Origin of the sequence: Paraburkholderia sp. EG304, from assembly GCF_046543485.1 — a bacterium.
Taxonomy (GTDB): domain Bacteria; phylum Pseudomonadota; class Gammaproteobacteria; order Burkholderiales; family Burkholderiaceae; genus Paraburkholderia; species Paraburkholderia youngii.
The window spans coordinates 48,541-74,827 of the sequence record NZ_JBKGUA010000022.1; the positions used below are offsets into that span (position 1 = coordinate 48,541).

Consider the following 26,287-nt stretch of genomic DNA (forward strand, 5'->3'; position numbering starts at 1 on the left):
CCGGCGCCTTCGTCTGCGCGGCTGCGGCTTCCTTCGGGAAGCCCCGGAATTTCCCTTCAACCCGTCCGGGCCAGCACCCGGCAGGTGCTCCGGACATTCATGCTGGAGCGTCCCATGCTGTATCCCGTCAAGGAACTACAGGACATCTTCGTCGATGCCTGCGTGCGTGCCCCCGATGGGGAACTCGCCTTCATTTCCGTATTCGGCCGTGATGGCGCCGTCCAGCAACTCTACGCGTCGCTGCATCTGGGTATCCAGGAAGGCGGTATCCGCCAGATCACCCTGCTCGATCCCGACACCGGTCAGACACTGGCCGCGGTTCCCGTCGGCGATCCACGGCGGCTCGACAAGTACAGCGGCCGCCTGCCGAAGGACAACCTGTTCGGCAATCTCGTTCACACGTGGATCTATGACGAAGCGCTTCTCAACCCGTCGAAGGCCACCGGCTCAGCATGGTTGCTGATCGACCGCGAAACCCAGGCGCACGACGTCGAGTCACTCGAAGCCCGCACCTGGTCTCTGATCGAACAGCTCAGTCCGCTACCGCTACTGCCGCACTGGCGTGCACTTGTCCTCGGCACACTCGGAGAACGGCTGGCCAACAGCCTTGACCAGACACCCCACGCGCCCATCGGGCGTATCCACGCATCCTGGATCGCACTTCCGGACTCGTTTGCCGAAGCGATTTCCGGCTTCGTTCGCAACGGTTCGCTCGGGCTTGACTGACCCGCCCGGGCGTGATCCCGGCGGCCTTCGCCGGCCGATCTTTTCTTCTCAACCTGCGGGACGTGCGCGTCTCCAGGGCGAGACGCGTCGCCCGCGCCTTATGGAGCACATCATGGCCAACAACTATTACGACGGCACGGGCGTCCTCATGCTGGATCATGTCACCCCCGTCATTTCGGCGCTTTTTGGTGCTTTCCTGCTCGACCCCGACTGGCCCGGCGATGGCCAGGCCTACATCGCCCGGATTTCGGAAACCAGTGACCCGACATGGAGCGACGTTCGTGACGGGCTGATGGGTCTCGCTGCGCAGCTCGACCGCCCCTGCCCAGAGGAAGATGACGTCCCCCTGGACGTCCTGCTGCAACTGCTGGCTGGGCACTTTTGCGTCGATAACGATGACGCACTGAACACCCTGGCCGATACCCGGCCCTCTGAAGACACCGCCGATCTTGAAACGCTGTTCAAGATCGCGCTCTGCCTCGACGATGGGCACGGCCTGCGCGCTATCCAGTTCGAAGGCTGCTGGCACTGCAGCGAGCAGCGGCTGTTCGAATTCGGCGGCGACGGTGCCTTCATCAGCCGGGAGGTCATCCACTATGGCAACAGCCGCCAGCCGATCGAATTCTGGAATAGGCTTCGCGAAGCACTGGTTGCCGATGATATCGACAGCGCCACGACGATGCTCGCCACGATGGTGAGAAAAACGCTTGCCGGTATCAGCGATGGCGTTGCGCGAGAAGCGCTCACCGTCCAGCTGGCCACATTGCTTCAGGATACCAGTAGCCATCCTGACTAACTACCGCCCAACGCGGGCTCCGCTCTCCTTTTCTTTCTCAACCCGGCGCGGGCAGACATCGCCCCCGCAGGGAGATGTTTTCCGGCGCATCTTCTCCAGATGAGGTCTTTCATGGAAACCCTTCAGTTAGCAACCGAGCCGGCCAGCAATGCCGCTGGGACCGATGATGCAGTATCGACCGGTGAAGCCTCAACCGGCGAAACGTCCATCATCGCGTTGCCGGATTTCATCTCGAACTTTGGTGCTGGCCTGCTTGACGCCGTACGTCAACAGAATCCCTCCATCTACGACGGCCAACGCCCCGCACACTGGGACGTCCTGCTCGATGGCCTCTCACGCCAGCCGTTTCCGGCGCAACGTGAGGTCATTCATGCGATCACGACACTGCTTACGCAGCACGCACCGGGTGGTGTCATCAATGCGGAAATGGGAACCGGCAAAACGCTGATGGGCATCGGCGTGGCCGTCCTGCTGCATCACTGCGGCTTTCCGCGCACCCTTGTCATCGCGCCCCCTCATCTTGTCTACAAGTGGCGGCGTGAAATCAAAACCACGGTGCCGGGCGCGCGCGTCTGGATCCTTAACGGCCCGGATACGTTGCGCAAGCTCCTGCAGTTGCGCGTGATGCGCTCGAAACCTTCGGTGCCGGAGTTCTTTATCCTCGGCCGCGTGCGCATGCGCATGGGATTCGACTGGAAGCCTGCCTTCGCGCGCCGTGTTGCCACACTCGATATGGAAACCGACGCGATCACGCGCGTCTTTGCATGCTGCCCTTCATGCGGCGAGTTCGTCTGCGATGAAGACGGCAATCCGCTGACACCCACCCTCGCCCGTACCGCGCTCAACGAAAAGCGCCGCGCATGCAGTTGCGGCGAGCGACTGTGGACCCTGGCGCCCAAAGGCCAGGGCACACGATCGATGCGTGAGCTCGTGAAAGGCGCCCTGCTGCAGATGCCCACCGTCGGTGAGAAAACCGCCGAACGCCTGCTCTCCCGTTTCGGCGAATCGATGCTCGCTGACATGCTTCAGGACAATGTGTTCGAGTTCATCAACCTGATGGACGACAGCGGCGAACTCGTCTTCTCCGACCGGCAGGCCCGACGCATGGAGCGCGCGCTGGCCCACACGGAAATCTCGTTCGGGCAGGGTGGCTATCAGGCGTCGGAGTTCGTCAAACGCTATCTCCCGCAGGGTTACTTTGGCCTGCTCATCGCCGACGAAGGTCACGAATACAAGAATGAGAATTCCGCTCAGGGTCAGGCAATGGGCGTACTTGCCCGCAAGGCGTCGAAAACCCTTCTGCTCACCGGCACGCTGATGGGCGGCTACGCAGATGATCTGTATCACCTGCTCTATCGCCTGAATCCGTCAATGCTGATCGAGGACGGCTTCAACTACAACAGCAATGGCTCGATGGCTGCCGCAACGATGGCCTTCATGCGTGAGCATGGCGTGCTCATCGACATTCACAAGCAGGTCGACGAAGGTTCGCACCGCACCGCGAAGGGCGATCGCAAGAGCGTCTCGACGGTCAAGGGCCCAGGCTTCGGACCCAAGGGCATCATGCGGTACGTCGTGCCCTATACCGCCTTCCTGAAGCTGTCGCAGATCGGTCAGAATGTCCTGCCACCCTACGACGAATCGCTGCTGCCGGTTGCGCTGTCCGAGGAAATGGCAGCCGCTTATCGAATGCTCGAATCGACGCTCACGTCGGAACTGCGTGCCGCACTGCGCTGCGGCGACAAGAGCCTGCTCGGTGTCGTGCTTAACGCATTGCTCGCGTGGCCGGAATGCTGCTTTCGTCCAGAACTGGTGCGACATCCACGCACGAAACGGATTCTCGCCAGCGTCCCTGCCCTGCTGCGTGACGACCAACCCGGTCCGAAGGAAGCCGAACTGCTGCGGCTCGTTCGCGGCGAACTGCTGAACCGTCGGCGTACGCTGGTCTACACAACCTATACCGGCACCCGCGATACGTCGGTACGGCTGAAGAACCTGCTCGATGCTGCCGGTGTCAGGGCTTCGGTGCTTCGCGCGAGCGTTCCCGCAGAGAAACGTGAGGACTGGGTCGCCGATCAGCTGGAGCGTGGTGCGGAGGTCATCATCACGAACCCCGAGCTGGTCAAGACCGGGCTCGATCTGCTCGAATTCCCGACCATAGCGTTTCTCCAGTCGGGCTACAACGTCTACACGTTGCAACAGGCGGCACGGCGAAGCTGGCGAATTGGCCAGACCCTCGATGTGACGGTGCGCTTCCTCGGCTACGAAGGCACGGCCCAGATGCGTTGCCTGAAGTTGATGGCACAGAAAATCGCAGTCTCGCAGTCGACTTCCGGCGACATGCCGGAATCTGGTCTCGACATTCTCAACCAGGGCGGTGAAAGCATCGAAGTCGCGCTCGCCCGTCAGCTCGTGAATCAGGAATAGCCGGCACCACAGGCTCCGCGGCCGCTCATCATTCCATATGGCGCGGCGACGTGGCAGCCCTCCCTTTGTCTGCATGCGGGTCCGACGACCCGCTTCGACTTCACCAACTTCTGGAGGTCATATCATGGTCTGTTTCAACGCTTCCGATCTGCGTCCTGTGCTCATCGAAGCCAGGTCCCATGGCTGTTCCGTCGTTCTCGTCAAGGACCAGGGTGTCTACATGCTGTCCGGGAGGAGCGACGCCCCAGCCAATGGTCAGCCGCGACTGATCGCGTATGCCGTCGGATGTAACCCCGACACGGTGCCATTCGATGAGTGGTGGCATCGTGGACGCACAGAGTTCGGCGGTGACGATTTCGCGGAGTACCTTGGTCAGGACGACGCCGTCTTTGACCGGGTCATCCATGACGGGTGCAATCTGGAAATTCGAGCCGACGCGAGTCATCTGTATCTGAATGCGGTCAGGCCGGGAGCATGACGACCTGATCCGCTATCGCCCGCCAAAGAAACGTGTGCTGCCCCTGTTCTCGAAAGAGACAGGGGTATTTTTTTCTATGCGCCAGGCAAAGCTCGCTCAGGCTGCTGGTGGATGTCATAAGATGAGGTTGCACACCACAACGATACCGGATGCTGACAATCATTTGATCAGCTCACCGGGCAGCAGCGCGACTCGAAACTGCGACAGCACCTGTCGCCAGTTCATTACGCCGCGAGCTGACCGTCATGCAGAAGATTCCGTTGTTGTCACGGGTTCAAGCCGTAGTTGTACTGCAAGCCGGAATGCCGCTTTCGCATTACGGGTTGGTGGCCGTCACCGGAATCATGGCTGCGCTCCTAGCGTGGTATCCGGGACATGACGCCCTCGTGCTGCTCGCACTGCCCGCCGCCTGGTCGAAATCGCGCGGCCGTCTTGCCTGCTTCACGCTCTGGGCCGCCTACTACCTCACAGGCGCGCGTGATATTCCGGTTGTATGCGAGCGGTTCTTCGCGGGCTACCACGACCTCACAGCGCCCGTTGCGTTCACACTCGGTATCGCCTGCTGGTTACTGCAGGCCCTCGTGCTGGCACTTCCGTGGACCATACTGAAACCCGGTCCGGCCGCTTCAGCAATGAACCATGCGTGGCGCGTGGCGCTCGCAGCACTGGTGGTCACCGTCCCCCCCATTGGCATCATCGGGTGGCTCTCTCCGCTCCAGGTGGCGAGTGCGCTGTATCCAGGCTGGCGGCTCGCTGGAATGGTCCTCGGTATGGCTGCGCTCGGAGTGGCTGGCTTGCCGCGATGGACCCGCAAAGTGTGGCTCGCAGGCGCGCTGCTCACTGCGCTGTCCATGTGTGCCCACTGGCAATGGACGCCACCCGACTCACCCGTCCGATGGACCGCTGTGAATACAGCGCTCGGTCGCTTCGACCAGTCCACCTATCCGTCTCTCTACGCGCGAACGCTGCGGTTGCGGGCCGTCGTTGAGCGTGCATCCGCGGGGGGCGCCCGCGTGGTGATCCTGCCCGAAGAGATCGCAGGCTTGTGGCGTCCGGCCATGATTTTATGGTGGCGCCCAGATATCGAACGCATGCGCGCGGCCGGACAGACGCTCGTGATCGGAATGGATATTGGCGTGAGCACGACGCCCTTCCGTTACACCGACAGCGCGGTGGTAACGGGTGCTGGACGCGGCCGGGCGGACAGCCGGCAACCTGTGCCGGTCGCGCTATGGCGGCCGGGCAGCCGGACGAGTGCCGCCAGGGGTGACGTCGGCCAAGCCTTTCTGACGATCGCCGGCCGGCGTGCTGCGATGTCGCTCTGCTATGAGGACCTGCTCTGGTGGCCACACTGGCGAACGCTGCTGGACCGGCCTGACATCGTGATCAGCCTGTCGAACGGATGGTTCGACGCCGATCTGGCGCTCCCGGAAATCCAGCAGCAGGGTATCGCGTCGGTGGCGCGTCTCGCAGGCGCACCACTCCTGCGCGCCACGAACCGATGAATGATCCGCTAAAGGGATCGCTAGGCCGCTTATTTGCGGGCGCCGTTCACCGCATCCTTGAACGCCTTGCCCGCGGTGAACTTCACTGTCTTCGCGGCGGCGATGCTGATCTCCTCGCCAGTCGAGGGATTGCGACCCGTGCGAGCTGCGCGGCTACCCTGGCTGAACGAACCGAAGCCGACCAGCTGCACGGTGTCGCCCTTGACCACTGCATTCGTGATCGCCCCGATCACCGCATCGATCGCCTCGCCCGTGATGGCCTTGCTTGCGCCCGTCGACGACGCGACAGCATCAATGAGTTCCTGCTTGTTCATGTCCTGCTTCCTCTGTCGATGAATAATGACCAGCCGTGATCCCACAGACGGTTACCTGAAGGGTGACGGGTTTTCGTGCAAGCGCGTACCGTACCGCGAAGCGGGCCGGCTGCGCAAGCCCCGGTCGAACGCTGTGAGGCGAAGCGGCATGGCGCCTGTCCGGCGCGGGCTCGGCTTTCAGGAACGGCAATATCGGACTGGCGTAAAAATGCACATGCCACGAAGCGCACTACGCTCCCAGTTCCTTTCGCATGTCCCGCACGTCCAGATCCATCCCCAATCGAAACGGCAGCCAACGTCGCCATTCGCGCGCGTTGCTGCTTCCTCTGCCGTGTGAAGCAGCTCGTGCCCGTTCGCTGAAGTTTCACGCCGCCCTTGCAACGGTTAGTCTCGGCGCGGGATGCAGGGAGAACCTTGTCGATCTGGCGCGTGCGATGTACGTCACCTGGTTTCTTCAGCGTGCCGGATATGGCGAGCTGCCATTGGCACAGTTTCATGCGGCCGAACAATACATGGAGACAGCCAACCGGCGCGGCGTAGACACCGACGCCTGGCATCTCCATGAAGACGGCTATCCGTTCTTCGAGCGGATTCTCATGCTGCACGACCGGCAACTGGATACCGCGCCCGCCCACGCCATCATCGAGGCCGACGATGCGCTGATGCGCTTCATCCGCGGTACGAATCCATCGCCATTACCACCCCGCCCACCGTATGCGAACGAGCAGACCGATGGTCTGTAAGTGGCTGCACAGTACCGGGCAAAAGTCATTTCCCAGTCCTTGGCACCGTTGATCTCGCGCGCCCTGTCATTGTGTCCCGTGGCACCGGCGCGCCGTCAGCGTCAGGCAGTGTGGCCCGGCACCCCTCGCGAAACTCCGTGCAACCCCAGAAGTAGCCACGCGCGCCCTTGATCCGGCGCATGGGTGCGCCACAGGCAGGACACGCCACATCCGGGGTCGATGTTCCGACCGAAAAGCCATCGACGACGGTGCCGCGCTGGTCGCGAATGCGCCCAACGAGTTGCCCGACCCAAGTCCCAAGGTCCGCCTCGAACTGCACGAGCTCAAGCTGCCCTGACTCAATCTGCATCAGACGGTCCTCCCACTCGGCAGTCAGGACCGGATCCGCAAGTTCCGGCGCCACGCGCTCGAGCAGCGCGATCAGCGCATCGCCGCGTTCAAGCGGCACGATCTGCTTTTTCTGCTTCGTATGGTTGCCGATGTAGGTCCGGTGAAACAGGTTTTCGATGATGCCGGCACGCGTCGCGTCCGTCCCGATCCCGGCCTTCTCTTTCGTGCGCATGATCTTCTTCAGCCTCTCATCGACGATTTCGCGGTCGATCGACTCCATCGCGGCGAGCAGCGTACCCTCCGTGTAGCGCTTCGGCGGCTTCGTCTGTCGCCGCTCGACCTCGCATGAGACATTTGGGGCGGACTGACCCTCCGCGACGACGGGCAACGCAGACGTTTCCGTTTTCTGCGTGTCCTGCGCTTCATCATCAGGAGCCGGCTTGCCCTTTCCGGCATCGAGTGCCTGCCGCCATCCCTGGGTCGTCGGCGTCGCACCCGTCACCCGGAAAAGCTCACCTTCGCAGGTCACCTCGATCACGGTTTTCAGATATTCGTAGTCGCCCAGGAACTGCGCGAGATACCGGCGGCAAATCAGGTCGTAGACGATGCGCTCGGTACGGCTGAGGGCCGTGAGCCTGACCGCGCTGTTGGCGATCGGAATGATCGCGTGATGCGCTGTGACCTTTGCGTCATTGAATGCGCGGCCGGGGTTATCGAGCGTCGCGTGGTCCGCAAGCGGTCGCAGCGTTACATCGATTGACGTGATAGCCGACAGCGTCGCCTGGGCGCCGGTGAACATCGATACGGGAAGATATTCGCAGTCGGTACGCGGATAGGTCGCCGCCTTGTGCGTTTCGTAGAGTGCCTGGCAGGCATCGAGCACGGCGGCAGCCTTCAGACCGTAGCGAGCTGACGCTTCGCGCTGGAGGCTGCCGAGGCTGAATGGCAGCGATGCAAGCTCGCGCTCCGGCGTGGTCTCAACGCGTTCGACCTGCCCCGTACGTTCCCGCACACGCGAAGCGACCGCCTTCACCTTCGCTTCGTCCGTCGCGCGCCCTGCGTCGTCCGCCAGCGTCTGTGGGACGACCCATTGCATCGGCACCTGCATGCCCGCGAGACCGAACACCGTACAAAGTTCGTAGAAGGTCTTCGGGACGAATGCCCGGATCGTGCGCTCGCGACGCACGACCAGCGCGAGTACCGGCGTCTGGACACGACCGACGTGCCAGGTACCTTCACGCCCACCCGTACCGAACGCCGTCGTGAGCGCCATCGTGAGGTTCATGCCGGCAAGCCAGTCTGCCCGCGCGCGACCCTGCCCCGAGTAATACAGCGGCACTGTCTTTGCGCCGGGCAACAACTGGGCGAGCGCCTTGCGCACAGAGGCGGCATCCATCGCCGAGAGCCAAAGCCGCGACACCGGTCCGTTGTAGCCGGCGATCTGCATCATCTCCCGCGCGATCACTTCGCCTTCGCGATCTGCGTCGGTGGCTATGACGATTTCCTTCGCCTCCCGGATCAACCGCACGACAATGTCGAACTGCGCCCTGACCGACGGCTTGACCTGAACGGCCCACTGCCTCGGAATGACCGGCAGCAGATCAAGATTCCATCTCGCCAGCGCGGGCACGTACTGCTCCGGCTTCGCCTGCTCGACGAGGTGTCCGATGCACCAGGAAACCGTCACGCCGTTGCCGGTGAACGCCCCGATGATGCGCCCGCGCGCACCGACATGCGGCGCCAGGTCCTTCGCCTGGGACGGTTTTTCGCAGATGAACAGCTTCATGCAGACCTCCGGATGGACAAGGCCTGCTCCCCTGGTCGCGCGCGCCGCTCTAAACGAGTGTTTTCATTTTTATGATTGCCCAGGCCAGCTGGTTCATTCCTCTACGTTGCTAGATATGGAATCCTTATGATTTATATCTCTCGTCCATATCGCTCCGCATCGTCACCACCGTCTGCGAGCGTATTCCGTCCGCAGCCATGCGTGTCATCAGCATGCGGCAGTCGCCGAAGTGGCAGACATCGATCCAGCATATGCCTCCCATCACGCCACCTCATCGCTAACATGACACGCGGTCTCGCAGGTGAGGCGCGCCCACACGTCGCCGTCACGGGACCGAATGTCGATTTGCATCGAGTTCTGGAGAGCGTCGTCGTGCCGCCAGACCCATACGCACCAGCCATGAAACTGAACCGCATACAGCTCATGCCGGGCCGCGGCCATACTGGCGACGCCCTCGCGCACCAGTGCCCGCAACATCCTGACTTCCTGCGCGTCCGGCCAGACCGGACACGCCACGTTCGAGCGCTCCACGTCTTTCTCCTGCTGGGTGGCCACGCAGGTAGCGTTTAGCCGCCATGCGCGCGATCCAACGAATTGCAACGTGGACTACCGGGTCGAGGCACTCGACGCGCGTCGCGACCGCCGGCCAGCGGACTGGCCGGATGCGCTGGCGTCTTCGCCGGTTGTCCCGCCCTGTGGCGGGTCGGGCTCCGGACGGTGCGCGTTTTCGGGGGAATCGTCGTCCGGGTTGCCCGATGCAGCACCGTCCTGGGCCTGTTCTCCAGTGTCCCGGGACTGACGCGCCCGGTACACCACCTGTTCGATGCGCACGAGATTCAGCGAGATGGATTCCGCGTCGATATGGGCACCGGCATCGGCCTCGTTCTCGCGGGTGATCCAGGGACTGACGTAGAAGTCACCCCGCACGACGACGCTGGCTCCGGTGCGGATGTGCTGGAGGACGCGCTCGGTGAGCCGCTCGTTCCAGATTGTCACGTCAACCGGAAAGGTGCGCCCGTCACGCTGCTCCAGCGTGCCATCCTCGAGGCGCCGGTAGCTCGCCGACATGACGCGCAACTCGACGATGCGCCTCGCGCCGCCAGCGGTATTGACCTGTTTCATCGTCGGCGACGCCAGTACGTTGCCGACCAGTTCTGCGTAGATGCCCATTGCGGACTCCGTTCGTCATGGGTTGCCCCAGTGAATCCAACGCGCTGTCCATTGCCTGCTGCTATTTGCGGCTGCTCTGCGTCAGCCTGACGGTTCCGCGGTTGCCGCACGGGGCAAGCGAAGGGTCGCAATCATGTGTCGTCGGTTCGACGAATCTTGACCGTGCCGTGCTCCAGATACATTGCGAGCTGGCTGGCCGCATAACGGAACACCGATTCGAGCGCATTGAGTTCCTTCGCGCGCGAATGGCACTGCTGCAGATAGGCGCGCAGCGGCACCGGTATCCGGCTGAAACAGGATTGCACCCGCGAATACGCCACCGCATGCGGCTCGCCGCGCATGAACCAGTCGAGACGATGACGCGTCGCTCGGCTCGGCAGTGCTACGCGAACGCAGCGCAGCGACACATCAAGCCCCGCCGTCACGCTTTCCTGTGCAAGCGCGCCCATCTCTGTCACCGTCTCGTCGAGCCAGTGTTCATACGAGCGCAGCAGCACGCGGAAACCGGTTCGCCCGGCGACGCGCGAAACGTGAAATGGAGGCAGCTCAGCCGGCGGGTCCCCCTTACCCTTAAAGGCCTTTGCACGTCGATCCAGATGGGAAGGCCGGTCTGTCATTGCCGCAGTCCTCCTGTCATTGCACCAGCGTATCTGCCGCAGCTTTCGCGTCGGCGACGTCACCGGACAGCGGCACACTGTCAAGCAGGCGCAGCTCCGCATCCGACAGCCGGCTCACACGCCGGCGGCTGTGGCGGGGTTCGCGCTCGCCAGTGAAGATGTCCCGGGGCATCGCACCCAGGACTGCCCGCGCGGCTTCGACCCGTCGGGCTGCGGCAGTATCCGCATTCGGCAGGAAATCGACGCGCGAAAGCGGCAGCAGCTCGGGGCGGGTAAGCAGGCGCTGGCAGTGCACCGCGAAATGAAACATCGACAGGCAGCGGTGTTTCGCAGACCCGATCCGCCGCACGCCCTCACTGGAGCCCATCAGGTCCCGCAGCACGGCCGATCGCACGAGCCGCACCAGCCAGTCGATCTCGACCAGCAGCATCACGATCATGTAGCCGTAGGGGGAGCCAAACCCCAGCGACACCTGGGCGGGTTCGCGCGACTGCAACACCGCGAAATCGAGCCCCTTCTCGCGCGCGGCATCCAGCAGTTGCCGTGCGTGCTGCTGTTCCAGCTCGTTGGCGCGCCGGATGCCGCTGATCCGTTCGGCAATCTCGACGAGCTTCCAGTCGGCATAGGGATTGTCGTTGCCCGACAGGGACCAGAGCGCGCGCAGCGCCGCCGCCACGCGCCGCCCACCTGCCATGGCATGACCGGACTCACCCGGAGCGACGGCGCGCCCCAGGAACAGGCGCATCGCATCGCGCGTATGCAGCCGCATCCGGTCGCCGCCCTCGCTCGTGAGCTGACCGATCCGGTTGATCTCGCTGGCCTCGTGTGGCCTGACAAGGGGATCGCCACCCTGACGCAGCGCATGCACCTGCTGCTGGTGATCCAGCGATTCCTCGCGTTCGAGAAAGAGCTGGTACCGCCCGAAGAGCGGATCGGCCGGATCGGGGTCATCTGAAGCGATCAGATGGGCGAGCGCGGCGCGCTCGGATTCCAGGTCGTAGCCGTCGGCAAACGGCGACGACGGCGAACGGGCAAAGGCGTCAACGGCCGAATCGACTGACGGGTCGACGCCGGCTGGCTGCATGTCCATAAACAGACTCCTCATGAGCAGAATCAGAATCGACGGAAGATGATTCGCCACCGGGCTGTTACCCCGGGTAACAGGCATTCCTCCCGTACGGCAAGTCGCGAATCGCGCAACGACTGTTACCCGGGGTAACAGCGTCAATTGCCGGGCTACGCAGGGAAAGACGGGGCGATGCGTGCGCTTTGTGCATCCTGGCCGAAAACTGCCTTTCGCAGGATCGGTGGATAGAAACCGGGACTGCTTAGCGTTACCCGGCGTAACAGCAGCACAGGAGGCTGTCTGCGACAGGCGCGAGAGACACACGTCACGCATGGCCGGCTCCAATCTGCCCGAACCGCCCCTGCTTCAGCCCGGCGCGGATGGCGGCAAGGTGCAACCGCGCCGTCTCGGGCGTCGAGGCATGTGGCCGTCCAGGCCCGCTCCCGGAACTGTCGTGGTCGAAGCTGGCTGTCACCGCGCCCTCATCTGTGCATGCACGCTCACGCGCGGCGCGTTCGAGATGGGCCCGCGCCGGCACGAAGTCGCCAGCGAGACAACGACGTGCCAGCCCGGCGATGTACGCCACTGGCGAGTGCACAGGGCGGTGCCGATGGCAGGCTGCCATTTCGTCGAGCAGCACCTGACGGTCCCGGACGGGAACGCGTTCGAGGTGCGCTGCGACCAGCGGGCGCTCCGCCGCGTGCAGCATGGTGGGCCAGACGAGGCCGTCGCCGCTGGCGTCGTCCGCAGCGACATCGGCGTATCGCTTCGTCCCCACAACGACCGGGCATGCGCAGCCGCTTCCGGAGGCAAAGCCAGTGGTTGTCGTAGTCGAATATGTAATCCTCGTATACGCGCGCGCGTTGGAACCGTACGTTTGTCGCCATCGGTAACGCATCAAACTCTCCGACGGTAACTGCATCCCCGATTCCTGACCGGGTTGGGGACTTCGGGTTGGCGGGTTTCGAAACGCGGCGACGGGGCCGAAGACGGGCACGTGCACCGCCCCTGCCGGGCTGTTACCCGGGGTAACAGCAATCAGTGCCTCTGCGCCTGGCACCGGGCCCGCTTCCCGTGCACCGCCCGCGATCAGCGCCTTGCGGGTTGCGAGCCGGTCACGAACATCGATGCGGGAGACCAGCCGCTCGACCTGATGCCGCAACTCCGTCGCGTTGATCTGCGTGAACACCCGTTTGCCGGTGTTCGGGCGCGTCAGCTCGCGAATCAGGCCCTGCCGGACCAGCCGGCGCCGGGCATTCTCCTGCTGCACGCGGTTCAGCCCGAGCGAGCGCTGCCATTCGAGCCCGCTCTGTGTGAACCACGTCGCCTGCTGGTCTGCTTCCCGGCGCTGAAGCTGCACCATACGCGAGAGCAGCAGCGCGGCGTTGACGTTCCCCACGAGATCGACGAAGACCCGCCGGAAGGCCACTGTCGGCCCGAGCAGTTCCTGCATCGCCCCCTCGTCCGTACGGATCGCCTCGATCGACGCGGGCAGCGGTCCGACCATCCGGCAACTGGTCCGCACCGCCATCGACATCGCCTGGACATCCAGGCGGTAATGCAGGCACGCCGGGCGGCCGCCCCGCCATTCCATGACCAGGTTCCTGTCGCGTAGACGGCGCCGCGCATTCTCCTGCTCCTCACGCGAAAGCCCCGTTTCGGCGAACCAGTGTTCCCGCGTCTTGTGGACCCAGCCGCCGTTGCTACCGACATCCCGCCCGCGGCGCGTCCAGTAGACGAGTTGCGAGAGCAGCATCGCATCTTTCGGATGGCCCGTGATACGCGCAAGACGTGTCCCGAACGCGATGGGCCGGTACGGCTTGAGGGCAAACCACAGGTCCTCAAAGTCCTCCAGATAGGGCTGCGATCCTTGCATCATGGCTGCACTCCTTCCGGCCGCCGCGGCGGCCATGCGATGTGCGCCGTGCGCTCGGCGGCCTTCTGCCGCAACTGGGCCATGATCGCCGGCCAAAGCAGACGGTACTCATCCGCAGGCCCCGGACCTCTTCTCCGGTGTCCAATCAGGCCCTTCACACGCAGCACACGACGGGCACTCCGCTGTTGCCGCTCGGACAGCGCAAGGCGTCGTTCCAGTTCGCCAGTCGTGACGGTCAGCCACTGTTCGCGACAGCCAGTCTCGCTCTCGATCGTCGACAGCTCGGTCAATACCGCTGCTGCCGGCATGTCCCCGCAGATCTCGACGAAGCAGCGGTCGATGGTGACGGGAATGTCGAGCATCGACAGCATCAGTTCCGTTTCCGCAGGTGGCGGTCCGGGCGGATCATCCCAGCTTTTGCCCGGCAACAGGTTGCCCTCCGGGTCGAGGCGCATGTCGTACATGGTGAGACTCCCTTGAGTTCGGGGAAGGACGGACGCGGACCGATGAGGCCGCGTCCGGGTTCGCCGCGCTGTCCAGTGCGGCAAAGAGCGAAGCAAGCGACCACGCTCCATCGCACTCGCGATGTAAGGCCAGATAACGTTCACGGACATCGGCGATGTCCCGCAGGCTGTGCCAGCGCGACAGCAACGTGTCGGTCTCGCGGGCTGCGGGCATGCGTGGTTTGGCGGGTGCAGGAACGTTCATCTCCTGGCGCAGGCGGGAGATGGAGGAGCGCGTCGCGGTACGAAAGAACCGCCGGATCATCGGAGCGCTCGCCTGCGCCCTGACAAACGCATGGAGCAGGCGCTCGTCGTGCCACTGCCGTGCAATCAGTTCGCAGCGTCGCTGCAGAACATCGAGATCGACCAGTACGCGCAGGGCACCGGAAGCAACCAGCGCATCGATCAGTGTGCCGGCACGTGCGTCGGCAAGAACGCGCTGGATCGAAACAGGCAGACCGTTTCCTGCCATCCTTTCTTCGCCGGCCGATGTTTCACATGAAACTTTGCAGTCCATATCAATGCAATGAAATCCATTGTTGTCCATGCGTGACAGCCGTATCAGTTCCAGCAGCACGATGTGCCCGATGGCGGTATCCGGCACGGGAAAGAACGTCGGCCTCATGCTCCCTCTCCACGCAGTAGCCGCTCGACCGCATCCAGCTCGTTCCATCGCGGTGGGCGAAAGCGCTCGGGACAGGCAACCCGGAACGCCCGGGCGGCGTACACGAGTTCGGACCACCACAGCCCGATGGGTCTGTCGGGGTTGAGCATGGCGGCAAACATCACATCCATGCGGTCACCCAGCAGAGGCTCCCCGACGCAGGCATCACAGATCCGCGCCCAGTAATCTTCATCGCGCGCCATGCGCGCATACACGCTTTGCTTCGGTACGTGGTCAAGGCCGGATGCTGTGTTCTGTCGCGACAGGTTGACCAGCCACCACCAGCCGAGATACCGGTTCAACGCGTCACCGCCGACGCGCGCCTGATCATCGAGTGATGGTTGTGACGGCTCCGGTGCCGGTGGTTCTACCATGAAACCATAAGGCAGGCCCGGCGCGTCCCGGACACATTCCCCCAGTCCACACGTGCTCGCAAATGCGTTCAGTGCGTCGCGAAAAGCCGCGGCGGCCAGCTCTACGCTCGCTGCCGGAACAACCGTGGACGACGCGGGTCGGTTGATCGATTCGCTGGCCGGGCGTTCATCGTTCAGCGAAGCATGCAGCTCACTCTCCCGAACGGCGACACCGCGCATGGCAATCTCGCCTGCACGCGGCTCAACTGGAATGTGCGGCGAGGACACGGGTTCCTGCTTAGGGTCCGCGCGTATCGAACGCAGGGCCGGTCGCCCCGCCTCGCCTTCCACCGCATCCTCAATTACGGGTTGCTCCGCGGCTTGCCGCAACTCATCCGCGTCGACATCGGGAGCATGCTCAAGGAGATAGCTCATCCGGTCCAGACCTTCCATGGAAATTCCCAGCGCAACCGCGCAGCGCGACCGAAAGCCTCGAATGAGACTCCCCGGATGCAGGGCCGCCGGATGGTGATCCTGCATGGTCTGCGGCGTAAAGTCCGCCGCAACCTGCAGCAGTCCCGGATCGATCACATGGTGCTGGAGCCACGCATCATCGAATCCCAGGCGACGCGTGAGCCGTATCAGTGCGCCCATCGCCGGCTGGATCACGTCAACGAGCGCGCGCCGGCTCAGGTATTCCGTAGCGGGGCCCAGTGCGGAAAGTCGATCGACGGCAAACTGGAACAGTGAGAGCAGGACGTGACTGACCGGTGTGCCCTCTTCCTCGAGCAACCGCGAAAACTCGCGCAATGACAGCGTGGTACCCCGCTCCTTTTCCATATCTGCCTTGAGCGCGAGATATCCATTCGCCTTGTCCCAGAAACACAGGTCCGCGCGCTGCTCATTCTCGCGCAGATGGGCGGCGAGCAGTCTTGCCTCCCCGGGATACGGAACGCAGACGAAATCGTAGTAGAGGAATCGCTCGTCGCCGGTCTCATCGTAGAGCGCCGTTGCCGCTGTCACGCGTGAATTCCCGCCCTTCGCGACGACGTACCGGGTTTCGCCGGGTCGGCGTGTCACGGTTACGATCTGCTCGATGCCGTTGGCGCGGATCGACTCCTTCAGCTCAACCATGCGTTCATGAGAAACGCGCCGCGGGTTGCGCTCATACACCATCACCTCAGTGATTCTTAACCGGATGACCGATGTCAGTTCCGGCTCGCGCGCCTGTGGTCCCGGAGCGGGAACCCCCAGCCGTCGCGCAGCGGCCAGTTCCCTCTCCGGATCTTTCGCAGCCCCAGATGCGCTCATGCCACCGCTCCGCATGAGTCCCCGGCAATATCGCCGCCACCCATCACCGGTCCTGGTGAACCCGCATAGACATTGGCCAACGACGGGAACAGTTCCCAGACCAGGTGATGCATGACGTTCCATGCGGAATTGCCGAACCTTCGGCGACGATCGAAATCATGAACAGGAACGCGGGCGGTCGCGGCTGCAGCGTACGCGGCAGCCGACGGCACGACCGTGTCCAGCACCCTGACTCGTCGATGATCCGCGAAGCGCTGCCGAAGCACGGCAGCCAGTGCCCTGGCGTTGACGGTCCGTTCATGCGCATTGATCAGCGCGAATAGATCACCGGAGCGGAATGACTCGCCGAAATCACTCAGCCGGTTCAGGTCGTCAAGCATGTTGATGGTACCTGTTGCGAACTCACCCGCACTGAGCGCATCGGGCTTCACCGGCGACACCATGAAGTCAGCTGCCATCGCGGCGGACTTCTGCAGCTCGCCCACCGCTCCCTGCGTATCAATCAGCACGACGTCGTAGGTCTCCAGCAGCGGACTTCGCATCGCGCGACGCATGATCATCAACCGGTCCTCACGGCGGTTGAGCCACGACTGCAGCGCTGCGTCCGGCGTGTCAGAGTAGATGAGATCGAGATTCGAGAAGATGGTGCGGCTGATACAGTCCGCGGAGGGATTACCGCCTGACGTCACAACAGCACTCAGGCCACGCGGTGAACGGTAATGGACGGGAAAGAACTTGCTTAGACTCGGCTGGACATCTGCATCAATCGCGAGGACCTTCATGCCGAAGGCTGCGAGCAGTCCGCCCAGATTGGCGGCAACGGTCGTCTTACCGACGCCGCCCTTGGTGGAAACGAAGGAGATAACCGCCGGCACGGTGGGATATCCAGTACAGCGTCATCGCTTTAGAAGAAAGTCTGTCGTCGAAATAGAAGGGCTGAACTACGTTGGTTCGTGAGACGGGCCCTGCTGACCACTATCGCCGTCACCGACGGCGTCGCTACCGCAGTCAGAGCGCGTCAATTGCGAAGCAATCCACTTTTCATACTCATCCACGGGAAAGAGACGACGGCGACCCACCCGTATCGACGGAGGCATCGGCAACCCGAGCGTCAGGCGGTTACGCGCGGTCGCAGGCGCGATATGCAACTCGCGTGCAATTTCTTCGAGCGTATAAAACCGCCTGCTGGTCACTTGGCCTCCGCGACCAGAACAAGCCTCACGGGTCCACGGCCTGCTGTTTTCATCCAGGCACGTCTAGTCTTGTCCATTACTCGAACGTTCCTATAATCAAGGTACAAAATCACTCTAGGAACGTGAGACAGACATGTCAAGCTCCACCGATCCCGGCAACTACCATCAGCGCGTTGCCCAGGTGCGCGAGCATCTTGAGCTGTCCCAGGACAAGATGGCCCGTCAGCTCGGACTGTCACTGCGCGCCTATGCGAACTACGAACGTGGCGAGCGTGCAATTCCCATTGAACTGCTGCGCGGCCTGTACGAGCAGTTTGCGATTGACCCTGTTTGGCTGCTGACAGGCGACGGCAATATGGCCTTCGACCGCGATGTGCGATATCGGCTCGATCAAAAAACGCTCGACAACGTGCTAATGGCCGTTGAGCGAATCGAGCAACGCCTTCCAGTGCCCCTCGATGCCAAGAAAAAGGCACGGCTCGTTGGCCTGCTCTACGAGCAATGCCAACTCCTTGGCGACAGCGCCGACGACATCCTGAAAGACTCGCGAATCGGGCGCCTGACGCGGGCGTTTCGCTGAGATCGACAACCGGCAAAAACGTTGAACAACACGCAACAACCGGAAGGCCGGCGCTAAGCTTCTGATTCCGCATTTGCCCGGCGCATTCAACGCCAGCAAAAAGCGCTGCATCCGTCGAGGAGATCCGTGATGGCGCGTCTGGACGACCTGCGTGAAGAACTGGAACAGCTAGGCAGGGAGATCGAACAGGAGGTGCGACGCGAAAGTACTGTGCGTGAACATGTCGCGTCTCCCTTTTGCGAGACGCCGGTTCGCATCGAACTCGACATTACGCCAAATGCGCGCCACCGGCTGCGAATCAGCATCACGATGCAACCGCCCGACGACGGACCACAATAAAATTTCGCCCGGTGCTTCTACCGGCCTGACATGCGTTGCGCATCAGCGCATCCAGTCACGCTCTACACTCCGCCACATGCTGCTCGCCCAGTTCAGAGCGCACCGACGTTGCGTTCTTGTCGATAGGCGCGAGATCAACATATCGGGCTGCACGCGAGCGCGCCGCTGCCCGTCTTTCGTTCGTTACCCGGGCCCCGCCGCAAGCTCGCCTCCTCGGCAAAGTAATCTCTGACGCATACAACACTTCGCGTCGCTCCGGCTTTACGGCGGCGCGCGGGATGCTCGCACCTCCCATTGTGAACAGACTTACACGCATTTTCCCAAGCGCATCAAACGCCCCCTCGGGGCGTACGCGTCCGAGCACGAACGTGCGACAACTGACTGCGCACGCCCCTGCTCCACAAAGCGCAACGCTGTGCAAATTTCCAGAACACGGCGCCGCACGGCCGACGGTTTCCTAAGATCAAACCTCGGTTTGTCGTTCCTCGTCGGCAGGGAAGCATGAATGTCCGCGCGCGACGGCAAGCGGCACGATCATTTATCCCAATCGGAGGTCATTGATGAGTCACCGCGACGTGATAAGTGACCAGGATCTCATCCGCTCGGCGTTTCCGAATTGGAACGCAATTCAACACACCATGGCATCGCCTGACGTATTCAATGTCGTCTTCGACATTATGTTCGACTGGACCAGCGTCGCGCTCGCGATGTTGATTCTGCATCGATTTGGATGGTGGGTGGCCCCAGCGGTCGTTGTCTGGATCGGCAACCGGCAGCGTGCGCTCGGCAATCTGCTGCATGATGCTGCACACCGCAACCTGGCTCGCTCGAGTTTCATCAACGACACACTTGCGCGCCTTTGCATCGCGCCCGCGCTGCTGAACAGCCTCGCCCTCTATCGTGATCTCCATGCTCGCCATCACGCATGGTTGGGCGATCCGCGGTTCGATCCCGACTACATAGCTGTTAGGCCCGAGCCAGGCGAAAGCTGGTATAAGCCATTTTTGAAGGTGTCTCTCACGCTGCGCGCATGGTTGGGTTCCACGTTCGGGCATCTGCATCTGTTGCGGCTTACTTGGTTGCAGCGCTGCGGCATCATCGGTTGGTGGGCGGCCGTACTGGGGGTCATCACGCTCGTCTGGGGAGCTCGTGCCGCCGAGCAGTTCGTCTGCCTCTGGATGCTGGCACGCGCCACCGTCTTTCACGCGATCACCACGTTTCGGGAGCTGTGCGACCACTTCGGCCGACAACCGGGCGGAATCTTCGCTTACACGCGTGACGTTTCGTCTCACAGCCTGTGGCGTTGGGTCATTCATCCGCGCAACAACGGATACCACTTGACGCATCACCTGATACCGTCAATTCCCTATCATCGCCTCGGCCATGCTCAGCGCAGCCTGCGAAAGTTACCGGCCTTCGCCCGCACTGCACGCGTATGTCACGCGTATTTTCGTGGTCCCGAGGCGGTCGTGCGCGAATGGGAAATCGGTGCGGGAGGCGAAAATGGCGCAGCGTAACCTGGGGGCAGTCCGTGTGGCCGCGTTGCTGGTCTCTGCAAGCTATGGCGTCTCCTTCCTGCTCGGTTCCGGCGAAATGGCTGTCCATGCCGGGATGGCCGGCAGTCTGTACGCGATCGTCACGGCGTTCGGTATGCTCGCGCTTGGTCTCGCCGCGCCGACCCTCTGGCGACAACGCCAACTCATCTGGGACGTCTTCGGCGAGCGCTATGGCCCGGCCGTGCGCAAGCTTGTGGCGCTACTCTCACTCGTCTGGATGTCCGGCGTGTTGGCCGCTCAGATCCATGGCGGCATCGCGGTGCTTGTCGCCGTGGGCCTGCCGGCAACCCATGCACTGGCTCTAATTGCCGCGGCGTTGCTAGTGATGTCTTCCGCCGAACTCGGCATGGCTGCAATCCTGTTCGCGTTCTGCCTCCTCGGGACAAACATCGCTCTCCTGCATGCGCTTATCGAATCGAACGGACTGTACGTGTACTTGCATGGGTGGCCGTCGTTCGTACACGGGATAGGCAACGCCCCTCTGGCTGAAACCGTGACTACCATCCCCGCGATTGGCTTTCTCGTCGTCACCGGCTCCGACTATCAGCAGTTCGTCATCGCCGCACGTCGACCGCGAGATGCCTGGCTGGGCTGTGCGCTCGCGAGCGCATTCCTGATGGTGACGGGGTTTCTTCCGGCAGCTACGGTTGTCGCGGCGCTCCATGCTGGGAGGCTGTCCGGACTAACAGATGCAGCAAGTGCGGTCCCGTCGATCATGCTACAAACTGGCGGGGGAATGGGGCTAGTGTGCATCGGCGTTATTCTGCTTGCTGCCCTCGGCTCTGGCACAGCCATTACGCGTGCGATGGCCTGCGCACTTGAAGGCCTTCGTCCAGTTGCGGGCGGCCACGGCCGTACGTCGCGCATCCTGATCATCGCAATGGGCTGCGCGATCGCGAGTGACGGTCAGGCAATCGTGTCAACCATCATTTCCTTGAACGTCGTGTATGTTGCGGCCATCGGGTTGCTGTTTGTCCTTCACGAGGCGGGACGACAGGTGGCACCGCGCTGTGCACCCTCGATGATGCTGGCAGGCGCTGCGACATCGCTGACGGTGACCGCGGCGCGTTACGCCGGCGTCAGCAGCATGCCAGTCTGGCTTCCACTTCCTGCAGGACTTGCAGCATCGGCCTGCGTGCTCGCCGCATGGCACGTCGAACTTTTTCGTCGCCGCGCGCGGTCATGAAATCTGCCACTGCGATGCCGGAAAATTCTAAGTCTGGAACCGGTGTGGGATCGGAGCACGGCCTTGGAATCCTATGGACTGCTCACGTGAGGCTTCCGTGCTCAAACCCTGCATAGTCAAGGCTTCGGCGCGCTGCATCAATGATGAGCGCAGTGATCTTGGCGAGCGGCTCGGGCTCCGACTCCCAGTGATGCCAATACAAATCTATCAGCAAATCATGGCTGGGCGCGAGCGCGACCAGTCTGCCGGAGTGAATCAATGGCTCGGCTTGCATCGCCGGCACCAGGCCATATCCGAGGTCATCCAGTATCGCATCGAGCAGCGCTGCCGGTGATGGAAAATAATGCTTGAGGTACTTACCCACAGACACGCCGAACCGCGACTCCAGAAAGACGTCATGCAGGCCGTCCTTTCTGTTAAACAGGACCGCCGTCGTTCTAAGCACATCCGCTAGCGTCATACCGTTGGCAAAATGCTCGGAGACAAACTTGGGTGTCGCCACGCATTGATAGCGCATCTGGCCGACCGGCTCGGCCAGGAAACCATCGACCGATTTCCGGTCCGTAGACAGGCACCCTTTGACGTCCCCGCGTGCGAGGGCATCGAGCGTATGGTCCTGGTCGTCAACGACGACCTCCAGCGCTACGTGGCGATGTGCGAGTTCTCGGGCGATCGGTCCGAACCAGGTTGCCAACGAATCCGCATTGACCGCAAGCGCAAGGTCGGTAGTTGCAGCGCTTCCTGGCGTGACGCGCCGAAGCAGCGCATCATGCAGCAGTCGCACCGACATGAAATAGCGCAGAACGTCTTCACCCGCCTTCGTAGGGGTGAGCGGCGGCTCGCGACTGAGAAGCAATGCTCCTAAAGACTCCTCGAGGATCTTGACTCGGCGCGAAGCCGCGCCACGAGAAATGTTCAAGGCAGCCGCGGCCCGTGTGAAATGTCGATGTTCCACCACAGCAGCAAACGTCTCCAGTTGCAGCATGTTCAACATTGTGCCTCCTTCCCGAACCGTGCCTCTGACGCGCGATTCGACGATCGCCCGCGTGGCCCAATCGACTGTGGTCACTCTGTCCGCGACGAGGTCTTCGGCAGTTCCCCTTTCGCTGCGTAATCGGTAATTGATCGACGCGCTTGCGATCTCAGGAAATCTGATGCAGTGGCGAGCGCAGCGGGTTATCGGGGAAGAGCGATTTCCACATCCGCGGCGTGAGTTCATGCACGCGCGAAGCCGGATGCTGGCCCACGCGTTGCAGCGCGTCGACCAGATAATCGTAGGGATCGATGTCGTGCAGCTTGCACGTCACCAATAGGCTTTGCGCGTTGCCGACTGCCGGGCACCGAGTTCGGCCCAGCAGAACATCCAGCTTTTCTTGCCCATCGGAATGGCGCGCAGCGTGCGCTCCAATGAGTTCGTATCGATCTCGACATCCGGATCGTCCAGATACAGCAACAGGCCGTCGCGACGTTCGCGCACGTAGGCCAGCGCTTTCGTGGATGGACTGCTCGGCAGTAAGCCTTGCGCCTCGAACTGCTTGTCCACCCACGCGAAGAACCGCTGCGCCGCCGGCAACCCATGCAGTTGCCGCCACGCGCGCTTGGCGGGGCCAGCCAGGTTCTTCTGCCGGATCTCTTCCTCGACGCGGTACAGCACGCCGATGTGCGCCAGCGCCTCGGCCACCCGAGCAGGCTCGATCGCCTCGGCCTTCACGAACGCGCATCTGCTGTGCGCCCAGCACTGAGCATGCGCGATACGGGTCTTCTTCGCATACCATGCATACGCGCTGTAGCCGTCCGTATGCAGCACGCCCCCGGCTACCGGCGCTTGCCCTAGCAGTTGTTCGACGTGTTCCTGCCGCCGGCTCGGCTCGTAAAGGAAGCAGATCTCGTCGTGCTCGCCCATCACCGGCCAGAAGTACGCCGACTTCATCTTGCCCGGGCCGTCTCGCCCAGCCTTCAGCTGCGTCTCGTCCATGCGCTTGACGCGTAAGATGAGGATCGACTGCCGCTGTGCATCGGTAGAAACTCCGCTCCGACACCGATTCCTGATGGCAAAACGTCTTGACCGTCTCGCCGCTCTGCGCAAAGCGCGACAGCCTCTCACGCCACGCCGATTCCACTTCTTCTCTTGCTATTGCCGTCATCGCTTGCCCCTCCTGAGCGAACTCAATGGCGGCATTGTGCGACTGCCTTTACGCGGGTTCTATAACGCCCATGGCTTACCGGTTACGCTGCATCAGCAGATTTCGGGTCTGGACACGGCGGCTCACTGAACTAGTACAACATCCCACAAATTCCTTTAACAATTATCCGTCTCAACGAAGCTGGTAGGACCGTAAAAGCAGGCTGAAATCGTGGGCAGATTTATTAAAGCTAATTGAGGGACGTTGTACCAGGGTGATTCCTTACCGCGCATACCATGCAACCCGTTTTTTCAACCGGCCAGTCCGTATGAACCAAAATTGGCGCGCGTCAACATCCACGAAGGTCATTTCTCAGACCGCCGAAGCACCGGCTGCCTTGGGACAGGCCTACTGAGCTCGCGAGGTCCACGACCAGAGCCACCGGACTAGGTGCCGACCGAGTACGAATGCGGGCCGTAGTGAGACCTACGCAGCGCTCAAGACAGCGCGCGTCAGAAAAATCATCTTCGAGATTCGCATTCTCGCCTATAGCATGCCAAGCATTGCAAGCCGTGCTCATCTCATGCCTCCCGCCCATTGGTAGGCAGCCCTTCGCCACCGTTCACCGAACGGTGCCGCAAGTCAGGGGCATGCAGCCTCAACCCATTTTTGGAGCGAAGACGCATCGGCACCGGCATACCGAACGATATGCAAATTTGACCCGCAAGTCAAATTAAGATTACAGCTAGCCGCTGTGGGCAGACATCGCTCTGATTTACTGGCCGCGTGACCCGCTGAAAGCCTTGGTGGGCCGGGTGGGATTCGAACCCACGGTGTCCTTTCGGAGGCGGATTATGAGTCCCGGCATAAATCCCATCGAATCAATAGGTTACACGAAAAAGCGCTCCGCGAACTGGCTTTAAGACCATCGCGGAAAGCGGCTTTGGGACTAGCGCCGACGGGAATTGCGGAGCGGTTCGTGCCCCCGGGCCCGCAATACTGCGGGGGGCTGCCCGTACAGCCGCCCCGCTGTTCAAAGCACCGTCTTGTGAGCAGGAATTGTGCGGGGCTCTCCAGTAACGAACCTGACTGCTCGAGCGCCTGTTCGCTATCGCCGCGCCGGTTGCATGATGTCCCGCCCTGGAGAAGCCAGGACATCTCTCCTGAAGGTTGCTTCAAATCCCCCCAACACACATGTATTTGACGACCGTGTATTCATCGATGCCGTAATGAGAGCCTTCGCGACCCACGCCCGACTGCTTCACGCCGCCAAAAGGCGCGACCTCGTTGGAAATCATCCCGGTGTTGATGCCCACCATTCCATACTCGAGCGCCTCGGCGACGCGCCACACACGGCCAATATCGCGACTATAAAAATAGGAGGCGAGCCCGAATTCGGTATCGTTCGCAAGGGCGACGACCTCTTCGTCCGTCTGGAAGCGGAAGATCGGTGCAAGCGGCCCAAACGTTTCTTCGCGTGCGAGCAGCATCGACGGCTTCGCGTCGGCCACGACGGTCGGCTCGAAGAATCCATGTCCGAGCGCATGCCGCTTACCGCCGATCAGCAGGCGGCCGCCTTTGCCAAGCGCGTCTTGGATATGTTCCTCGACCTTCAGCACGGCAGCCTCGTTAATGAGCGGCCCTTGCGTGACCCCGTCAGCCGTGCCGACACCCACCTTCAACTGCCCGACAGCGGTCGTCAGCTTCGACACGAATTCGTCGTAGACGCGGTCATGAACGTAAAAGCGGTTCGCGCACACGCAGGTTTGCCCCGAGTTCCGGTACTTCGAAGCCATCGCACCCACCACCGCCTCGTCGAGGTCCGCATCGTCGAACACGATGAACGGCGCATTGCCTCCCAATTCGAGCGAGAGCTTCTTAATCGTCGGCGCGCATTGAGCCATCAAGTCACTGCCCACCGGCGTCGACCCGGTAAATGACAATTTGCGCACGATGGGATTACGCGTCAATTCGCCGCCAATCACGCGTGAGCTTCCGGTAACGACGCTGAGCACGCCCTTCGGCACACCCGCCCGCTCGGCCAACACTGCGAGCGCAAGTGCCGACAAAGGCGTTGCATCCGCGGGGCGCACGATCATGGGACAACCCGCGGCCAGCGCGGGGCCGACCTTGCGCGTGATCATCGCCGCTGGGAAATTCCAGGGTGTGATGGCCGCGCATACACCGATTGGCTCCTTGGTGACAACGATGCGCCGGTCGCTGGCAACCGTCGGAATCACATCGCCATAGGTGCGCTTGCCTTCCTCGGCGAACCATTCGATGAACGACGCGGCGTATTGGATTTCGCCCTTCGCTTCGGCAAGAGGCTTGCCCTGCTCCGTTGTCAGGATCAACGCGAGATCGTCGACGTTCGCGATCATGAGCTCGTACCACTTGCGTAGGACTGCCGCGCGCTCCTTCGCCGTCTTCTTCCGCCAGGCGGGCCATGCGCGATTGGCGGCGTCGATAGCGCGGCGCGTCTCCGCTTCGCCCATCTTCGGCACGGCGCAAATGACCGTTCCGGTCGCCGGGTCCGTCACGTTGAACGTCGCGCCCGTATCGGCGTCCTGCCATTCGCCGGCGACGTAACATTTCGTCTGAAGCAGCGACGGATCTTTGAGCTGGATAGTCGTCATGATGTCAGT

General features: G+C 62.3%; 23 protein-coding genes and 1 pseudogene. 10 read left to right on the forward strand and 14 right to left on the reverse strand.

Going from position 1 to position 26,287, the window contains the following annotated elements; translation table 11 throughout:
* The first annotated feature begins 114 nt into the window (after positions 1–114).
* From ACLFKU_RS24695 to ACLFKU_RS24715, 5 genes are all read left to right on the forward strand, one after another.
* Positions 115–726 (forward strand): hypothetical protein, encoded by a 612-nt coding sequence (locus ACLFKU_RS24695; protein ID WP_410850793.1) that lies wholly within the window; start codon positions 115–117, stop codon positions 724–726.
* Positions 727–838: 112 nt separating this feature from the next.
* Positions 839–1,522, forward strand: a complete 684-nt coding sequence (locus ACLFKU_RS24700) for a hypothetical protein (RefSeq protein WP_410850794.1) — start codon at positions 839–841, stop codon at positions 1,520–1,522.
* A gap of 111 nt (positions 1,523–1,633) precedes the next feature.
* Positions 1,634–3,949 carry an SNF2-related protein gene (locus ACLFKU_RS24705; RefSeq protein WP_410850795.1) on the forward strand — a complete coding sequence of 772 codons (2,316 nt, stop codon included), beginning with the start codon at positions 1,634–1,636 and terminating at the stop codon, positions 3,947–3,949.
* A 124-nt stretch (positions 3,950–4,073) separates the two neighbouring features.
* Positions 4,074–4,427, forward strand: coding sequence for a DUF3085 domain-containing protein (locus ACLFKU_RS24710; RefSeq protein WP_410850796.1), 354 nt, complete (start codon positions 4,074–4,076; stop codon positions 4,425–4,427).
* Positions 4,428–4,672: 245 nt separating this feature from the next.
* A complete protein-coding gene (locus tag ACLFKU_RS24715; RefSeq protein WP_410850797.1) occupies positions 4,673–5,932 on the forward strand; it encodes a conjugal transfer protein TraB in 1,260 nt (419 codons plus the stop codon).
* A gap of 29 nt (positions 5,933–5,961) precedes the next feature.
* Here the strand turns inward: ACLFKU_RS24715 and ACLFKU_RS24720 are convergent, their stop codons facing one another.
* On the reverse strand, positions 5,962–6,270 hold the full coding sequence (locus ACLFKU_RS24720; protein ID WP_410850856.1) for an HU family DNA-binding protein: 309 nt from the start codon (positions 6,268–6,270) through the stop codon (positions 5,962–5,964).
* Positions 6,271–6,497: 227 nt separating this feature from the next.
* Between ACLFKU_RS24720 and ACLFKU_RS24725 the strand changes: the two genes are divergently transcribed.
* Entirely contained in the window at positions 6,498–6,989 is a 492-nt protein-coding gene (locus ACLFKU_RS24725) for a hypothetical protein (protein ID WP_410850798.1), read from the forward strand.
* 25 nt (positions 6,990–7,014) lie between these two features.
* Here the strand turns inward: ACLFKU_RS24725 and ACLFKU_RS24730 are convergent, their stop codons facing one another.
* From ACLFKU_RS24730 to ACLFKU_RS24775, 10 genes are all read right to left on the reverse strand, one after another.
* Entirely contained in the window at positions 7,015–9,105 is a 2,091-nt protein-coding gene (locus ACLFKU_RS24730; protein WP_410850799.1) for a DNA topoisomerase 3, read from the reverse strand.
* 261 nt (positions 9,106–9,366) lie between these two features.
* The gene (locus tag ACLFKU_RS24735; RefSeq protein WP_410850800.1) at positions 9,367–9,660 is read right to left on the reverse strand and encodes a hypothetical protein; all 294 of its coding nucleotides are present in this window, start codon (positions 9,658–9,660) and stop codon (positions 9,367–9,369) included.
* Positions 9,661–9,711: 51 nt separating this feature from the next.
* The gene (locus tag ACLFKU_RS24740) at positions 9,712–10,275 is read right to left on the reverse strand and encodes a single-stranded DNA-binding protein (protein ID WP_410850801.1); all 564 of its coding nucleotides are present in this window, start codon (positions 10,273–10,275) and stop codon (positions 9,712–9,714) included.
* 131 nt (positions 10,276–10,406) lie between these two features.
* Positions 10,407–10,772, reverse strand: coding sequence for a hypothetical protein (locus tag ACLFKU_RS24745; protein WP_410850802.1), 366 nt, complete (start codon positions 10,770–10,772; stop codon positions 10,407–10,409).
* A 136-nt stretch (positions 10,773–10,908) separates the two neighbouring features.
* Positions 10,909–11,982 (reverse strand): PFL_4669 family integrating conjugative element protein, encoded by a 1,074-nt coding sequence (locus tag ACLFKU_RS24750; protein WP_410850803.1) that lies wholly within the window; start codon positions 11,980–11,982, stop codon positions 10,909–10,911.
* A 301-nt stretch (positions 11,983–12,283) separates the two neighbouring features.
* On the reverse strand, positions 12,284–13,837 hold the full coding sequence (locus ACLFKU_RS24755) for a hypothetical protein (protein WP_410850804.1): 1,554 nt from the start codon (positions 13,835–13,837) through the stop codon (positions 12,284–12,286).
* A complete protein-coding gene (locus tag ACLFKU_RS24760; protein WP_410850805.1) occupies positions 13,834–14,298 on the reverse strand; it encodes a hypothetical protein in 465 nt (154 codons plus the stop codon). The genes ACLFKU_RS24755 and ACLFKU_RS24760 overlap by 4 nt, the downstream gene beginning before the upstream one ends.
* Positions 14,240–14,962, reverse strand: coding sequence for a hypothetical protein (locus ACLFKU_RS24765; RefSeq protein ID WP_410850806.1), 723 nt, complete (start codon positions 14,960–14,962; stop codon positions 14,240–14,242). The genes ACLFKU_RS24760 and ACLFKU_RS24765 overlap by 59 nt, the downstream gene beginning before the upstream one ends.
* Complete coding sequence (locus tag ACLFKU_RS24770; protein ID WP_410850807.1) at positions 14,959–16,665, reverse strand: ParB N-terminal domain-containing protein; 1,707 nt, start codon at positions 16,663–16,665, stop codon at positions 14,959–14,961. Before ACLFKU_RS24770 ends, ACLFKU_RS24765 begins: the two co-directional genes overlap by 4 nt.
* Positions 16,662–17,540: a ParA family protein gene (locus ACLFKU_RS24775; RefSeq protein WP_410850808.1), complete on the reverse strand. Its 879-nt coding sequence runs from the start codon at positions 17,538–17,540 to the stop codon at positions 16,662–16,664. Before ACLFKU_RS24775 ends, ACLFKU_RS24770 begins: the two co-directional genes overlap by 4 nt.
* A gap of 451 nt (positions 17,541–17,991) precedes the next feature.
* Here ACLFKU_RS24775 and ACLFKU_RS24780 point away from each other — a divergent pair, with 451 nt between their 5' ends.
* The 4 genes from ACLFKU_RS24780 to ACLFKU_RS24795 all read left to right on the forward strand — a co-directional run bounded on the left by ACLFKU_RS24780 (position 17,992) and on the right by ACLFKU_RS24795 (position 21,519).
* Entirely contained in the window at positions 17,992–18,438 is a 447-nt protein-coding gene (locus tag ACLFKU_RS24780; RefSeq protein ID WP_410850809.1) for a helix-turn-helix domain-containing protein, read from the forward strand.
* Between the two features lie 129 nt (positions 18,439–18,567).
* Positions 18,568–18,777, forward strand: a complete 210-nt coding sequence (locus tag ACLFKU_RS24785; RefSeq protein WP_410850810.1) for a hypothetical protein — start codon at positions 18,568–18,570, stop codon at positions 18,775–18,777.
* Between the two features lie 560 nt (positions 18,778–19,337).
* Positions 19,338–20,294, forward strand: coding sequence for a fatty acid desaturase family protein (locus tag ACLFKU_RS24790; protein WP_410850811.1), 957 nt, complete (start codon positions 19,338–19,340; stop codon positions 20,292–20,294).
* The gene (locus ACLFKU_RS24795) at positions 20,281–21,519 is read left to right on the forward strand and encodes a sodium:solute symporter (protein WP_410850812.1); all 1,239 of its coding nucleotides are present in this window, start codon (positions 20,281–20,283) and stop codon (positions 21,517–21,519) included. The genes ACLFKU_RS24790 and ACLFKU_RS24795 overlap by 14 nt, the downstream gene beginning before the upstream one ends.
* 82 nt (positions 21,520–21,601) lie before the next feature.
* Here the strand turns inward: ACLFKU_RS24795 and ACLFKU_RS24800 are convergent, their stop codons facing one another.
* The 3 genes and pseudogenes from ACLFKU_RS24800 to ACLFKU_RS24810 all read right to left on the reverse strand — a co-directional run bounded on the left by ACLFKU_RS24800 (position 21,602) and on the right by ACLFKU_RS24810 (position 26,278).
* A complete protein-coding gene (locus ACLFKU_RS24800; RefSeq protein WP_410850813.1) occupies positions 21,602–22,513 on the reverse strand; it encodes an HTH-type transcriptional regulator ArgP in 912 nt (303 codons plus the stop codon).
* 148 nt (positions 22,514–22,661) lie between these two features.
* Positions 22,662–23,533: pseudogene (gene tnpC / locus ACLFKU_RS24805) on the reverse strand (IS66 family transposase); the annotation flags it as partial.
* A 1,284-nt stretch (positions 23,534–24,817) separates the two neighbouring features.
* Positions 24,818–26,278 (reverse strand): NAD-dependent succinate-semialdehyde dehydrogenase, encoded by a 1,461-nt coding sequence (locus tag ACLFKU_RS24810; protein WP_410850814.1) that lies wholly within the window; start codon positions 26,276–26,278, stop codon positions 24,818–24,820.
* Positions 26,279–26,287: the final 9 nt, after the last annotated feature.